Origin of the sequence: Chitinophaga sp. S165, assembly GCF_003182155.1 — a bacterium.
Taxonomy (GTDB): Bacteria; Bacteroidota; Bacteroidia; order Chitinophagales; family Chitinophagaceae; genus Chitinophaga.
Map to the genome: position 1 here is coordinate 388868 of NZ_QGTG01000005.1, position 15772 is coordinate 404639.

The following is a 15772-nucleotide window of genomic DNA, read 5'->3' on the forward strand; positions in this document are numbered from 1 at the left end:
CCGTTTACTAGGTGCAATTGTACGATTTTAAAATTTAATCATCACGCCTCCCAATACATTCAGTCCGTAGGTCGGGTAACCGAACCAACGCTGGTATTTGGAATTAAACAGATTATTGGCGTTCACCCAGATGTTGAAGTTTTTGCCGATATCATAGTTGGCGCCTGCGCTAAGATCCCATTTACCCTTAGTTTTGTCGAAATCCTGTGTGGCAAATACCTGGTAGTAAGTACCTCCCAGGTAATACAGGTTCGCGTTCAGGTGCAGCTTCTTAGCAATGGTATATTGCGCGAAAGCGTCTGCCTGGAAGGGGATCAGGCCCCATGGCTTGATCTCGGATTTCTGCTTGTTATAGTTGAACCAGTCGAATGCTAATCTCATCTGGAACTTCTCTTCCTGTATATAACCTACCTCTGCATGCAGGTTGAAGGCTTTTAACTCTTCCTCGTTCTTCGTATAGAAGGTCTTACCGTCTATGCTGTCATTCACAAACAACGGCAGGTTATGCCAGGTTAATGCAGCAAACTTGGTATTATAGTTAAAATGGCTACCCAGTGACCCCTTGATCCCAGTATATTTCTCTTCCACCCTTGTGTTCAGGATACCTTCGCCGTAACTGCCGATGAACGGATTCTGATTGGCCAGGTTACGGTAGCTGTTCTTATTAACATAAGACATCCATCCACTGCTTAAGATCACCTTTTTATAGATGATGTGTGTTTCGTTCACGATATCTGGCAGCAGATAGAACTTGCTGTTGGTCCATGTAGGGTTCACACCTGCATGTAACATGAAACGCGGCTTGATGATCTCCAGTGCCGGATGAATGGCCACCACGTTATTATTGATCTGCTCATGATCGTCTTCTTTGAAGGAAGACAGGTCAAAGATACCTTCAGCTCTCAGGTAAACATCCTCAAACAGCTGCTTGGATACCGGGATCTTGAAGATCGCAGTAGGTTCTTTACGTTTATAGGAATCGCTGAAGTAGATGAATTTGGCGGATGGCTCAAACTTAAATGCCCAGTCGTTCAGGGTCCTGTTCTTAGCGCCTATCGTTGCTGTGAACTGGTTGAAGGCCTGCTTGACATCGTTCTTGCTGAATTCCAGTTGCGCATGATCATAACCATAGTAATGCACCTGATTACGGTCATATCCGATACTGCCGTTCACTTCCCACAGGGGAGTGAAATAAGTGCCTGAACCCAGGATATTGAGCGCGCTATAGTCCTGGTTCTTGATATCTCCTTTGGAGGATGTGTAATTCACATACAATCCGAAGTTATATTTTTCCTGCCTCCCGGTACCAAAACCCGCCTGTATCAACGGCGTGCTGAGATTACCATAACCGGCTTTGATAAAGTTGTTCTGTAACTGGCTCAGTGAGTCTTTACCCAGCGCTAACGGTTTAAGCGGAATAGGCTGGTACATGAAATACAGGTTCAGTGCCGGTACCTGGTATTGCAGACGCGGACGGGTAGTATCAAAACCGGGCAGGGAAGCTGTCAGGTTCAGTTTAGCCGCATCCCGCAATTTCGGGCGGTAATTGGAAATGATATCAATTGTTTCCTCTTTCAGTGTTTCCTGTGCGTATGCCTGCTGATGCATCAGTATGCCTGCCGCACTGCAACCTGCTACTGCCAGGAACCGGTGAATATGTTTGATATAAGCGTTCATGCTAACGTAATTCGGAATTATTTATTGGATTTGATCTTGGAAGCAGCCTTTTCTTCTGCTTCAGCTTTCGCCAGTTTGTCCTTCGCTTCCTGTTTCAGTTCAGGTATCGGACAGTTCTCGGCAATACTCTGGAAGGTAGCCTTTGCGTTGAAATAGTCTTTCTGACGGGCATATACATCTCCCAGCAGAATGTAGGATTTAGCTACCCACACTTCATATCCCGGTGTATTCTTAATTACATCAAAACCGGCTTTCTCTGCACCTGCCAGGTCATTCTTCTGCAAGAGGCAGTAAGCCAGGTTGTAGCGGGCTTCAGCGCCTATTTCAGATTTGGTCAGACCTGCAGCTATCTTATATTCTTTGATGGCTTCGTCATACTGGCCCTGTTCCTGCTCTGCACGGCCCAGGTAAGCGTGCCCGATGATCTGGTCGTCAGTACTGATATTGCTGCTGGACAGCAGGATCTCTGCATAGCTGTTCACTTCATCCCAATGTTTCAGAAGATAGTTACTGCGTAGTAATCCGCGGGTAGCAGCGAAGGTGTTCTCTTTCGTGGTGGAAAGGTCCTGCAGCTGCAGATAATAGGTGCGGGCCTTTTCATAATTCTTCACCTGGTAGAAGTTGATATTGGCTGCCTGTAAAGCTGCACGCTCTGCGTACAGGCTATTGTTCTTTGTTAGCACAAACTCATAACCAGGCAAGGCGCCGTTATAGTCCTTGTTATTATAAGCACATTCTGATTTGTAGAAACTGGCTGGCAGTACAAATGCGCCGTTAGGGAACTTTTGCAGGTAACTGTTGAAGGCGATAGTAGCGCCGGCACAGTCGCCATTGCTGAACTTTGATTCAGCAGATGCATAACTCAGAGAGTCTTCGGCAGAAGCACTTACTGATTGACCGGTAGATTTCAGCAGGGCGATATACGCATCTGTTTTGCCTTGTCCTACATAAATATCTTTTACTGCGTTCAATGCCTCATTCGCTTCCGGAGAATTTGGATATTTCTCGACCACCTGACGGTAATAGGAGATCGCCTTATCATCATTGTCCTTGTTGAAATAGCAAAGGCCCAGTTTCAGCAATGCACGTGGTGCATTAGGTCCGTTAGGCTGCTTTTGTAATACGTTTTCCAGGTAAGGGATCGCCTCAGTGTATTTTTCTTCTGCCAGGTAAGTATTGGCAATTTCAAGGTCAGCATCATTGCCAAAACCGGAAGAAGGGAACTTGTTACCCAGTTGTTTCAGGAGGGCCACCTTTTCGTTGGTCTTACCCTGGATACCGAGGATAATACTCTTCTGATAAGTGGCATAGTCTGATCCCGGCTGATTATTGTTGATGATCCTGTCATACAGGGCCATTGCTTTCGGATAATCTTTCAGCATATAGTAACAGTCGGCACTACGGAGGGCGGCATCGGTGGTGATACGTGCTGCATTAGGACCGGTAGTGCGTTGTGCTGCTTCAAAGTGCTGAAGGGCGCGGGTATAGTCTTCTTTTTTCAGCAGGCTGTAACCCATGTTATAGCTGGCGGTCTGTCCATTGGCTTCGCCGGATGCAGGTACATTGCCAGTGAGGTAAACGTTCAGGTGACTGATAGCGGCATCTGTTTTATTCTGACGCATCGCAATTTCCGCTTTCCAGAAATGGGCCAGCTGTACCAGGTTCTTATCGTATGGATTCTTCAGTGAAACATCCAGCAAACGGTCAGCTTCCGCCAGTTGCTGATCATTGATCAGTTCTGTGGCGCGGCCGTAAGCTACTTTCTGGTAAGCTTTCAGTACGGTAGGTGTCTTCTCAGGCATCGCCTCTATGATGCTTAACGCATCATTATAGTTATTGGTGTTGAGGAACAGGTTGACCAGTATCTCGCGGGCCTCTTTGTTATAAGTTGACTGCGGATAGGTGTTAACGAAGCTTGTCAGCTCTGTGATAGCAGCGTCCTGGTAACCCAGTTCGTAAGACAGTTTGCCGTAGTTGAACCGGGAGATCTCCTGTTGCTGTGCATTGGCGCTGTTACGTGCGCAGAAGGCAAACGCGTTACGTGCATTCGCTTTCTGGTTCGTACGCAGGTAGCAGTCGCCCAGCAGGTACATGGAGTTCTGTCCCAGGGAATCCTGTTCGCTGCTCAGCTGTTTGAAACCATTGATGGCCTTAGAATAGTTGCCGGTCTGGTAGTAACTGTAAGACAGCTGGTAAATATCTTCTTTCCTTACTTCTTCTGCGTTGTCCTGGAACTCCTGCAGGTAGGGGAGTGCTTTCTGGTATTCTTTTCTTTCAAAATAAGCCTGACCCAGTAGTTGTTTCAGTTCTGCTTCATAATAGAGTCCTCCTTTTTTAACGAGGGGCTCTGCATAGCTGATCAACTTGTCTTTTTTATTCTGGAAGTAATAGATCTCTGCGATGTAATAGGGAACGATCTTGCTGTATTTAGGATCGTCCACAACGCGCTGGAAGCTGGTAAGCGCATCGTTATACTGCCTGTTGTAATAGGCGATGAAGCCGTAGTAGTAGTTGGCAGGCTGATAGTATTTGCCGGGAACCTCCTTGATGGAACCAAAGAGGGGCTGGGCTTTCTGGAAGTCTTTTACGTTGAAATAACAGTAGGCCAGTTCAAATTTTGCCTCTGCGATCTCGCTGTTGGAAAGGTTCTCGATGTTAGCTTTTTCGTACAGGGGAATAGCTTCTTTCAGTTTGTTCTGATGGAAGTAGTACTTCGCCAGCTGATAGCTGACAAGCTGCTCGCGTGCATTGTTGTTATAGTTAGCGAGGAACTCGAGGGCCAGCTTTTCTGCATTGGCCTGTCCCAGCTTCAGCGCACAAACGGTATAATAATACTGTGCGTCTGTCCTTACCAGGCTACGGCTGGTTTCCTGGAAATAGCTGATATTATCGATCGTTTGCCGGAACAATTGCATGGCCACTGCATATTTTTCCTGCTGGAAAAGTTGCTGGGCATCCTTGAAAACTTTATCCGGCTCGGTATAGACGCGCGTTTGCTGTGCTTTTAACACAGGTGCGGACAGTATACAGAAAGATGCCAGGAATAAGTACCAATGTCCGGGAACAAGAAACTTTCTTATGAATTGCATGCTTTTAACCTGTTATATCTTAAATATGCGTTTAAAACGAATCCTGAACAGAAATTATTTTCCATTCAGAATCAATAATATATTGCTTTGAGGGAGACAAAAACAGCAACAAATATAGCTATTGCATTTAATTAAGCTATACGCCGTCCGAAGGGACCTGGCGGGAACCGGTCAACCGGCACCTGATACGCGGAACCTGCTTATGATCTGATCGTGCTGCTCTGAAATTAAGGTGTTGACACGCAAGAATTAAACCAACTTATCTAAACGCCACATAATCCGGCATTTGTGCGTAACGGTATGGTTGCCGGCGCCTGATGCTCAGTGCATATTGCAGATGATGAAAATAATTGCCTGGGTCAATTACCTGATTGTCTGATAACAGGTTTTAATTGTTTATTATTAATCATATTTTTGGCGCACTCTATCACCAGTTCATTTAAATTTAAAAACGTCCCTGCAAACTTTAACTGTAAACAGGAAAAGGTAAACAGATCTGCAGGATTAAATTACTTTCTCTATGAGTAAACTATTTACTTCACGTGTGAACACCGGCGCTGTAAATTTGGCCATGCTGGTATTACGCGTGGTTTTTGGAGCAGCAATGTTCACACATGGATTAGCGAAACTGAACAAGTTCTCCGAAATTAAAGGTGGCTTCCCTGATCCGCTGCATATAGGGCAAACCATCTCCCTGTCGCTGACTGTCTTCGCGGAAACGCTTTGTGCAGCATTGGTGGTGATCGGATTACTGACCCGCTTTGCAGCTATACCATTGGTGATCTGCATGGGTGTTGTAGTATTTATTGTAATGAAGAATGTACCATTCTCTCAAAACGAAATGGGCATCCTGTTCCTGGCTGCATTCACCGCTATATTGGTAGCAGGACCGGGTAAATACAGCCTGGATCATCTGATAGGAAAATAATCAAATGCCAGATGCCTGCAGGCGCCGGAAAACGCGGAATGCATTTTGCGGTGAATGCAGGCATCGGCTTTATAAGACCGATATTATGTTTATACAGACGACACAGATACGCGTACGCTATGGTGAAACGGACCAGATGGGGTACCTTTATTACGGCAATTATGCGTTATACTATGAAGTAGGACGTGCGGAAGCCATCAGGACGCTGGGTTTTACCTATGCTGAACTGGAAAAACAAGGAATCATTATGCCGGTAGCGGAGTTAAACTCAAAGTACCTGCGCCCGGCTTATTATGATGATCTTATAACAGTTAAGACTATATTGAAGGAATTGCCGGTTGATCACAAGATCCGGTTCCACACAGAATTGTATAATGAAAAGGGTGAGCTGCTGAACGTAGGCGTCACTACCCTGGTATTCCTGCATGCAGATACCAGACTACGGTACGGGATGCCGCCGGTCATGATGGAACGCCTGGCGCCTTTTTTTGAAAAAAGCATGTAATCATGACAGTACAAGCGGATAAGGTACTAGCAAGTATCATCACGATAGGAGATGAACTACTGATAGGACAGACAATAGACACGAATTCGGCCTGGATAGCCCAGCATCTGAATGCGATGGGGATATGGGTACATCGCCGTGTAGCCATCGGAGATGTAAGGGAAGCTATCCTTGAGGCATTGGACAGGGAAGGGGCAGTATCGGATATTGTTCTGATCACGGGGGGATTGGGGCCTACGGCTGATGATATTACCAAACCCGTATTGTGTGAATATTTCGGCGGAAAGCTGGTGAGGGACGAAGCTACCTATTTACAGGTGATGGAGTTCTTCGCAAGCAGGAACCTGCCAACGCTTCAGCGTAATGTTGACCAGGCGCTGGTTCCTGATGTAGCCACAGTGCTGCATAATACCAGGGGCACTGCGCCGGGCATGTGGTTCGAGAAGGACGGAAAAGTCTATGTCTCTATGCCGGGCGTACCACATGAAATGAAAGGACTGATGTCCGATCATGTGTTGCCACGCTTACAGGAATACTTCCAGACGCCGGCCATCGTACACCAGACATTGCTGACTTCAGGCATGGGAGAGTCGTTCATTGCAGAACGGCTGGCGCACTTTGAGTCCTCCTTGCCGCCACATATCAAACTGGCATACCTGCCGTCTTACGGCCTGCTGAAACTGAGGCTCACCTCTTTCGGGATAGATAAGCTATCTACTGCAGCCGCATTATCCATCTACTTCCATCAGATGAAAGAGCTGCTGGCAGATTTTGCAGTGGCAGATCAGGACCTTCCTATTGCTGAAGTACTGGGCAACTTGTTGAAAGAGAAGGGCAAAACGGTAGGTACGGCGGAAAGTTGTACCGGAGGGTTTATTGCGCACAGTATTACCCTGGTGCCGGGAAGTTCGGCCTGGTATAAAGGCAGTATTGTAAGTTATGCCAACGAAATAAAAAGCGGATTGCTGCACGTAAAACAGGAAACATTACAGACAAATGGTGCGGTGAGCGAAGCAGTGGTAAGAGAGATGGCGATAGGTGCATTGCAGCAGTTAAAAACTGACTATGTTATAGCTGTATCGGGCATCATGGGGCCTGATGGCGGTACTCCGGAAAAGCCGGTAGGTACGGTATGGATCGCGGCCGGTAGTACTAAAGAACTGGTGACAGTGAAGTTCCAGTTGCGTTTTGACCGGTTGAATAACATACACATGACGGCAGCCTATGCGATGAATGAATTGAGGAAGTTGATAGTATAAACCTTACTTTTGTTCCCGTACCAAAACGCTAAATACAATTTTATGGCCATTGTAGAACTGGTAATGCCCAAAATGGGGGAAAGTATTATGGAAGCCACCATATTACGCTGGCATAAGAAGCCGGGAGATCAGGTGAAATCTGATGAAACCGTGCTTGAAATTGCTACGGATAAGGTGGATAGCGAAGTACCTTCTATAGCCGATGGGGAAATTACAGAGATTCTCTTCGCAGAAAATGACGTGGTACCTGTAGGTACTGTCATTGCTCGTATCAACACTGCAGCTGATGCTGGTTTTACCACTACTGCTCCTGTTGCTCCTTCTGCTGCGCAGGAAGCTCCTGCTGTAGTAAGGGAAGAAGCACCTGTTTCGCAGGAAACGGTGAGTGCCCCTTATGAGGCGCAGTTCGTAACCAGTGGTGCACGTTTTTATTCTCCGCTGGTGCTGACTATTGCACAACAGGAAGGTATCAGCTTTGCTGAATTGGAAAAAATACCTGGTACCGGCAATGAAGGCCGTGTCACCAAAAAAGATATATTGAACTTCGTAGAAGCGAAGAGCAAGGGACTGACCCCTGTTGCCGCTCCTGTAGCACAAAGAACAGAAGCACCTGCACCTGCAGAACAACCTGTTAGTCGCCCGGCTGCTGCTGTAACTCCCGCTGCTACCACAAGTAATGGTGTTGGCGCTCAACCGGTGTCTGCACCGGTAAGCACCGGCAACTACGGTGGTAATGTGGAGATCATCGAAATGGACCGTATGCGTAAACTGATAGCCGAGCATATGGTACGTAGCAAACATACCAGTCCCCACGTAACCAGCTTTGCTGAAGCGGATGTGACCAATATGGTGAAATGGCGTGATCAGGTGAAGAAGGATTTCGAAAAGAGAGAAGGAGAGAAGATCACTTTTACACCGCTTTTCATTGAAGCGATGATAAAGTGCATCAAACGTTTCCCGCTGTTAAACAGTTCACTGGACGGCGATAAGATCATTGTGAAGAAAGACATCAACATCGGTATGGCAACGGCTTTGCCTACAGGTAACCTGATCGTTCCGGTGATCCGTAATGCTGACATGCTTAACCTGGTAGGCCTGACGCGTCAGGTAAACCAGCTGGCTAATGCAGCCCGTCAGAACCGCCTGAAACCAGATGATACACAGAACGGCACCATTACCCTGACCAACGTGGGCACCTTTGGCAGCCTGGCAGGTACGCCGATCATCAATCAACCGCAGGTGGCTATCCTGGCAGTAGGCGCTATCAAAAAACGCCCTGTTGTAATTGAAACATCTCATGGTGATACTATCGCCATCCGTCATATGATGTACCTGTCACTGTCTTACGATCACCGTATCGTGGATGGCGCATTGGGTTCTACCTTCCTGAGTGCAGTAGCACAGGAACTGGAGAATTTTGACGAGAACAGGAGCTACTAACTTTAAATGATGCTTCGTTGAGGCGCTGCATCTATAGGTAGTATATGTGGGGGGAACTGCGGTTAACGGTGTTTTGCCGGAATACTGGCGCAACACATATCATAACCCGTGTATAGATATTTATTACGAATGATAAATACAAGGACGATGACAATCGTGAAGCTGTATTTGTCATTCGTAATTTTTTTGTAGGAACTATGTTGTAATTCCCTGTATAGAAGGGCAATACAAGACATCGTGGAACAATGTAAGAGAAACTTGCAGGCATAAAAAAAGCTCCTTTGCAGGAGCCTTTTTCAATTTCTTGACCGAGATAAGCTTTGGCCAACAGAATTAATAACGACCACGGCCGCCGCCGCCGCCGTATCCACCGCCGCCACCGCGATTAAATCCACCACCTCTTGAGTTATTATTCGGTTGTTTAGGTCTTGCTTCGTTTACCATCAGTTGTTTGCCTTCGATTTCAGTACCGTTCAAACTATCCATAGCCTTGCTACCTTCTTCCTGGTTGGGCATCTCCACGAATCCGAAACCGCGTGAACGGCCAGTCTCATGGTCCTTGATAATTTTAGCGGAAGTAACCTCTCCAAATTCGCTAAATATCTGGTGAAGGTCTTCATCGTTCAACCTGTAGTGCAGGTTGGCTACGTAAATGTTCATGACTAAAAAATTAAAAAAATGAAAAATAATATTGAAGATAAACAAATAAGTTCAATAAATACATCGCCCCCGGAAATTATTTCATAAAGTAAATATACCGTTAACAGTGGCGGGAATTACCACTTCCGTTTTATGGATAGTTGCCTGATTTTTTGTAAATTAATAGGTATAATCCATTAAATTCTTTTGATATGAGTAGCCTGAGTGAGACGTGGTTTGCTGATGGTTATATCGACTTTGAGCAGAAAAAGTATACCCTACTTGCTTACCTGCAGCAAATAACCCGTTATTTCAATGAAAACAAGCTGTATCCGCAGCTGGGGGACGTTATCTTCCATTACAACAACCTGCTGTCTTTCAGGGAAAACAAACAGTTCCTTCAGCAGCAGTTCCCCAAACGCCTTACTGCCGTGAATATGGAGCGCCTGCAACTGCTTTATGAACAGATCATTGCCGACGATGAACTGATGCAGGAACTGGAAACTATCATCCAGTACGCTATTCAAAAGATGAATAGTGCCATCCGTGAAGGCACGGAGATCTATGAATTTGTAGAAGAAAGCCTGAACATTTCACCGGTAGGACTGATCCCGCTGGACACGCAGGAAGGCTACTTCTTCCTTTGTGACGGCCGCTATCAGGATGTTATTGTCTATGAGTACAGGTTAAGCATTTTCGAGCGCCACGATGAAAAGTACCGTGGTATCCATACTCAATACCTCGACACATACACCAAAGACCTGGTGCATACCTGTGAACATATTAAAACAAGCCTTGTACGGCAGCGTAAAGAATTGCCTACCCCTGCAGTATACCGCATTGATACAAACCTGGTATTTCCGGTAACAGAGACTTTACTGCCCATTGCCAAGCGGTCCCTGGTGAAATACATTGCCACCAATGCCGCCTAAGCAGGATAACGACTTATTTTTTATCAATTCAATAATACCGGCGCGCTGTTGCCGAACGTAATTTCCAGCTCATGATCATGAAGGAAAGGCTCATAATACTGCCTGATGATCTTGGTGAGTTTCTCTTTTGACTGATTAATGTACAGATTGTTATTCTCCAGCTGATCGCGGGAAGACTGATACAGCTTCTTCTGCACATCGGTATAGGTTTCATCATCTTGGAACAGGAACCAGCCTTTCCTGTTGGACGTTTCCATTTTATCTACCTTCAGTTCGTAACTCAGTAGTTTGGGTTGCGGCAAGTTAATGGTGATCTTCTTATCTGACACTGTTATATGGAAATTCTTCTCATCTGCATTGATGCCATATTTAGCCAGGTAGGGGATAGATACCCAGATGGTATTCTCCAGAAAAGCCTTTTTGAGGTTCGTGGTCCACTCTCCGTCATCAGCGATATTACTACGTTTGATAGTGGCATTACCCTGTACTTCAAGACTGGCCAGTTCTGCGATCTCACGTACGATCTGGCTGTTGGAAAGAATGCTCTGATTTACACTTTTACTACCAAATTGTTTGCCCAGCCAGAATAGCAGGATTGCCAGGGACAGGAAAAAAACGAAACGAAAGAATCTTTTCATAACGGAAGAGATAGTTGCTGCGGACCGCAGTCCATAGCGGAACATAGGTCCATAGTGATGATGTTTGTTAGTTAGTAATGTATGCAAAAGTCTACAAACGTTGGGCCATAGCCCTGACATACAGTTGGTAGAGCGTTGTGTTTTTTAAATTATAAGTTACAACTCACTTAAGTAAGTACCCCGACGATCAAAAGCGAATATAATATTTATGGCTGATAGTCCATAGCTGATCCTTATCAGCCTGTATTAACTATACACAAGAGAGGCGATCAGCTCACTATGTTGTGGGTATAACGCTTGCAGGCCAGCCTTCGTAGCCATTTCAAAATCAGCGAAATCGAAGCCCGGGGCAACGGTGCAGCCTACCAGGGCAAAACCGCCAGGTACCTCAGTACGGGATGCAAACCAGTGACCGGCCCTGATCACCAATTGAGGTTGCTCTCCATCTTCTATATTCAGGCCCAGTTTGTGGACCGTTAACCCTCCCTGTGGATCAATATCGTAGATAACCAGGGAATGTCCATCATAAAAATGCCACATCTCATCGGCCGCAATACGATGGAACCCGGAGAACTGGCCGTCTTCCAGCAGGAAATAGATTGCTGTCGAGGCATTGCGGTCGCCTTTCATCGCGTCCGGCAACTCAGATCGTTTAAATTCCCAGGAGGAACGATAGGTTTCTCTGAATGCGCCCCCTTCTACATGGGACTGTAAGCGCAGGTGTTCGCGCCAGTAAGCAGCGTTGTGTCTAGGTGTGTACATGATACAAAAGAAAGGAAAATAGTCATAATGAAAAAGCCGTCCCGTGAACGAGGCGGCTCTCTTATTTTTCATTTTTTTAGTCCAAAGTCTTGTTACGCCACGGCTACAGGGCGCGCTACCGGCATTTGAGCGATAGCAGTTTCCTGGTTCAGGACCGGTGCTTCTCCTTTGAAGAAGAGGAAATCCTGTATAAATAATGCCTGACTGTAGTAATCGTTGTTTGTAATGAACGCCTGCCATTCTTCCACATTCATCTTCTGCATATGGCGCATCGCATCCCTGAAGCGGAGCATACGTGCAAATAACTGCGGCGTCAGCCCTATCACTTCCATGAACTTCCTCTCCAGTGTATGACGGGACAATTTGAATTTCTTCGTCAGCCACTCAATATTCGTATATCCCTGACGGTCAATGATATATTCTGCAATTTCATCTACCTGCTTCAGGTTGTGTACATGTGAGCACATCATGTTGGTAAATGCATTGTCCAGCACTGCATCCAGTTTGGTCGCATCTTCGTTAGATGCTATTTTATCTGCCAGGTCCTTCCAGCATTCACGGTCCTGCTTCTGCAGATCACGGAAGTAGTTATTGAAGGATGACATATCCAGACCTGCCAGCCTGTAGCAGCCATAGGCGTTCAGCTGGATCACGGTCATTTTTACGGGGCCTTTTACCCTGATCTGATGATGACAGGTAAAATGTCCTACTACGGAAGCCTCCGGTAAAGTAAAAGAAGCGTGCTGAGATGGCTGGAAGATCACTTCTCCTTCCTGCAGAAATACCATGTAAAGATCTCCGAGGGAGAAAAGGTTCTGAGGCAGGTTGATCAATCCATTATTAGCGCTTTGTAAATGATAATACTGCTTAACATACGGTGCCAGCGAAGTTGCCGGTTGGTAGATACGGAAATTCATAGGAACATGTATAAGGTTATCAGATATGCAAAACATCCACGAAATCTGAATCAGGTCTTCATTTCTTATACAAACTTAGTGGTTTGTAAGTATATAAAAAAAATTAATTTGAGTAGGTTGAAAGACAGGCGGTTCGAGGAGCGCCTACAAACCAAAAGGTCAACGACTGTTATAGAAGTTGACCTTTTAGTTTGAAGTCTCTTATTGCTCCGCCGTTTCCCAGCCCCAATTTTTTCCCTTGTCCGTTGCCGGAACTCCTTTCTCCATCCATTCCGGCATAGGCGCATTTTTAAGGAAATGATCAAAGAACTGCTGCTCACGGCGCTGAATATCTTTACGGTTCTGACGCTGTACCAGGTTGTGCGCCTCGTTGTTGTAGTTCAGCATCCATACTTTTTTGCCAAGACGACGCAGACCGGTGAACAGCTCAATGCCCTGGTACCAGGGTACAGCTCCATCTGCATCGTTACTCATAATAGCCAGCGGAGTAGTTACTGCAGGCAGTTGGAAAAGAGGGGAGTTCTGCATATACAGCTCCGGCTTTTCCCACAGTGTGGCGCCGATACGGCTCTGTGAACGTTCGTACTGGAACTGACGGTTCATGCCGCTTTCCCAGCGGATGCCGCCATAGGCGCTGGTCATATTCGCTACAGGGGCGCCGGCCCAGGCAGCCTTGAAAAGAGAGGTACGGGTGATCAGGTATGCTACCTGGTAGCCGCCCCAGCTTTGGCCCTGGATGCCCATGTTCAGACTGTCAGCCCAGGAATGGCTTGCTACTGCGCGGGCGCCGCTTACTACGTAGTCGTAAGCACCCTGTCCAGGATAACCGTTCTCATAGGTGATATCCGGTGCAAGCACAAGATAGCCACGGCTTACAAAGAAAGATATATTAAGCCTGGAAGGAGTGGGAGCGGGTGGCACATAATTATACAAACCATCTGTCAGCTTCTCATAGAAATACAGCAATACAGGGTACTTCTTCGTACTGTCGAAATCCTCGGGTTTGTAGAGGATACCTTCAGCGGGCTTGCCGTTGTAAGCAGTCCATTTGAAAAGCTCGGCCGTACCCCAGTTGTATTGCTGCTGTTGCGGATTGATGTGGCTGATCTGTTCAGCTTTTGCCAGTGAAGCGCCGGTATAAAGATCGGGCGACTGTATATAACTGGCTTTGGTGAAAATGTAATTTCCGGCGTTTTCAGCCTTTTCCGGGTCGCCGAAGGTATATGGTCCCATGACGAGGAGTTCGGGCTTTAAAGGGGCCTTTTTGAAGGTGCTGGGGGCCGTATAAAAACCGTTCTCTTTAGTTGTTTCATTGAAGGTTTCTAACAGCAGCTGCTGACCGGGTGTAAAGAAACGTTCCTCCTTTTTCACCTTCGTGTAACGGAAACGCAGTTTCTGCTGACGGCCATAACCTGCGGTGATCATCTGCGGAACAGCTTTCCCGGCAGGATCGACCTGCCAGATGTCGTATCTGTCGTAGATATAAACAGCCTTATCGTCTTCCAGCCATCCTGCCATGCCATAAGGGCCTGGAGCATCCGGATGATCATCATCTTCTTCAGCAAAAGAAACGGGGATCTTCTCTGTGATATTCCTGGTAATGCCTGTAGCAGTTTCATAGGCGAACCACTGTTTCTGCTGGAGGTTATACCATGTGATGTAACGTCCGGCAGGGGATATTCGGCTGATACTATCAAGGGTTTGCTGTAATAACTTACGGTTGCCGTTTTCCAGGTTCACGAGGTAGCTGGTTTTCAGGGAATGGCCCGTCCACTGCATGGCGAGGCGTTGCCCTTTGTCGGTATAACCTACCGCATAGGGACTGTTGCCTTCGTCTGCAACACTGATACTTTCCATGTCTTTGTCGGCCAGTTGCACGATCTGTTTATTGCCGGGATAATATACCGCCAGATAACTTCTTTTCAGTTCCTTCTCTGCATTCTTCAGCTGCATGGGTTGCAGGTAATCATCCTGGTAATTCCAGATATCCACTTTTGCCACTTCAAAGTCGACTATGTTGGTATCCTTCGGAGGTTTGACAGGAGCGGTACCAAAGAATAACCGCTGACCGTTTTTGCTGAACCATACTTTGCCATCGACGCTGACAGACCAGTTGTTCGGGAAAACACGGGTGCTCCTGTCGGCCGTAATTACGCCGCTGTCCTGGCCGGGTCTGTAATAGTACAATGAGTAAAATTGTTGCAGGGCTTTGGCACTATCGCGGGAGCTGCACCATGCCGCCTGTTCGCCTTTTTCATCGAAGGCAAACTGTTTGCGGAGGGCGGTGCCACGGCTCAGTGTATCTGCTTTATGAGCAGTTACGTCCCATAAGAGTACTGCCGGTTTTGAGAGAGAATCTTTTTTATCCGACACAGTCTCTGCCAGCAGGCGGTTACCCGGTTTGCTGAACAGGTAATCCTGTACGTTTCTGATGGTATCTGCGGATTTTTTATCCAGGTAGTATACGACAAGATGACCACTGGCGGTATCTGCCTGCGGTTTTTCTTTCAGATAGGCGACTACGCCGCTGCCTTTTTCAGGCGTTCTGAAAGACCTTACGGCAGGGACTTTATAAATGTCGTTATTGCCCAGCGTAACGATACCCAGGGAATCTTTAGGCATGTCGGCAGGTTTCTTCTTTTTGATCTTTGCCTGTCGTACTACAGCAAAGGGAGGCTTGATAGCGAAGATGGCATAGCGGCTGTCTTCTGTGATCACAGGATTGCTGCCACGGGGCACTTCGAGGCGTTGCCCGTTCTTGCTGTTGTAAATAACGAGGGAGGCGTCGCCTTCCTGTGGAGTGACAGTATACACGATCCACTGACCGTTGTTACTGATGGCTTTACTGCCGATGCTTTGCCAGCTATCATATACGGAATGATCGAGCGGCTTTTTAGCTGGCTGTTGCGCATAGGTTATTAAGGAGAGGCCGGTAAAAGCGGCGGCACACATGATTTGCTTCATGTGTTCTAAAATAGGAAAATTG

Annotated in this window: 12 protein-coding genes; 5 read left to right on the forward strand and 7 right to left on the reverse strand. The window is 46.7% G+C overall.

The features are described from left to right. Positions 1-27 precede the first annotated feature (27 nt). Both C7475_RS20915 and C7475_RS20920 read right to left on the reverse strand, forming a co-directional pair. Positions 28-1677, reverse strand: a complete 1650-nt coding sequence (locus tag C7475_RS20915; protein WP_110055333.1) for a hypothetical protein — start codon at positions 1675-1677, stop codon at positions 28-30. Positions 1678-1694: 17 nt separating this feature from the next. Continuing rightward, complete coding sequence (locus tag C7475_RS20920) at positions 1695-4766, reverse strand: tetratricopeptide repeat protein (protein WP_110055334.1); 3072 nt, start codon at positions 4764-4766, stop codon at positions 1695-1697. A 520-nt stretch (positions 4767-5286) separates the two neighbouring features. On the opposite strand from C7475_RS20920, the gene C7475_RS20925 reads away from it, so the two are divergent. The 4 genes from C7475_RS20925 (at position 5287) to C7475_RS20940 (ending at position 8898) form a co-directional block, all read left to right on the forward strand. Next, entirely contained in the window at positions 5287-5694 is a 408-nt protein-coding gene (locus tag C7475_RS20925) for a DoxX family protein (protein WP_110055335.1), read from the forward strand. A gap of 85 nt (positions 5695-5779) precedes the next feature. Then, positions 5780-6199, forward strand: a complete 420-nt coding sequence (locus tag C7475_RS20930; RefSeq protein WP_110055427.1) for a thioesterase family protein — start codon at positions 5780-5782, stop codon at positions 6197-6199. A gap of 2 nt (positions 6200-6201) precedes the next feature. Next, entirely contained in the window at positions 6202-7458 is a 1257-nt protein-coding gene (locus C7475_RS20935; protein WP_110055336.1) for a CinA family nicotinamide mononucleotide deamidase-related protein, read from the forward strand. A gap of 42 nt (positions 7459-7500) precedes the next feature. Then, entirely contained in the window at positions 7501-8898 is a 1398-nt protein-coding gene (locus C7475_RS20940) for a dihydrolipoamide acetyltransferase family protein (protein WP_110055337.1), read from the forward strand. A gap of 333 nt (positions 8899-9231) precedes the next feature. Here the strand turns inward: C7475_RS20940 and C7475_RS20945 are convergent, their stop codons facing one another. Further along, the gene (locus C7475_RS20945; protein WP_089832925.1) at positions 9232-9558 is read right to left on the reverse strand and encodes an RNA-binding protein; all 327 of its coding nucleotides are present in this window, start codon (positions 9556-9558) and stop codon (positions 9232-9234) included. A 191-nt stretch (positions 9559-9749) separates the two neighbouring features. On the opposite strand from C7475_RS20945, the gene C7475_RS20950 reads away from it, so the two are divergent. After that, positions 9750-10469, forward strand: a complete 720-nt coding sequence (locus C7475_RS20950) for a hypothetical protein (protein ID WP_110055338.1) — start codon at positions 9750-9752, stop codon at positions 10467-10469. 23 nt (positions 10470-10492) lie between these two features. Here the strand turns inward: C7475_RS20950 and C7475_RS20955 are convergent, their stop codons facing one another. From C7475_RS20955 to C7475_RS20970, 4 genes are all read right to left on the reverse strand, one after another. Continuing rightward, positions 10493-11107, reverse strand: a complete 615-nt coding sequence (locus tag C7475_RS20955) for a DUF4230 domain-containing protein (RefSeq protein ID WP_110055428.1) — start codon at positions 11105-11107, stop codon at positions 10493-10495. Positions 11108-11353: 246 nt separating this feature from the next. Beyond that, positions 11354-11941, reverse strand: a complete 588-nt coding sequence (locus C7475_RS20960; RefSeq protein ID WP_110055339.1) for a cupin domain-containing protein — start codon at positions 11939-11941, stop codon at positions 11354-11356. A gap of 20 nt (positions 11942-11961) precedes the next feature. Next, complete coding sequence (locus C7475_RS20965; RefSeq protein ID WP_146217609.1) at positions 11962-12786, reverse strand: DUF6597 domain-containing transcriptional factor; 825 nt, start codon at positions 12784-12786, stop codon at positions 11962-11964. A 201-nt stretch (positions 12787-12987) separates the two neighbouring features. Beyond that, positions 12988-15750: a S9 family peptidase gene (locus C7475_RS20970; RefSeq protein ID WP_233259912.1), complete on the reverse strand. Its 2763-nt coding sequence runs from the start codon at positions 15748-15750 to the stop codon at positions 12988-12990. Positions 15751-15772 lie beyond the last annotated feature (22 nt).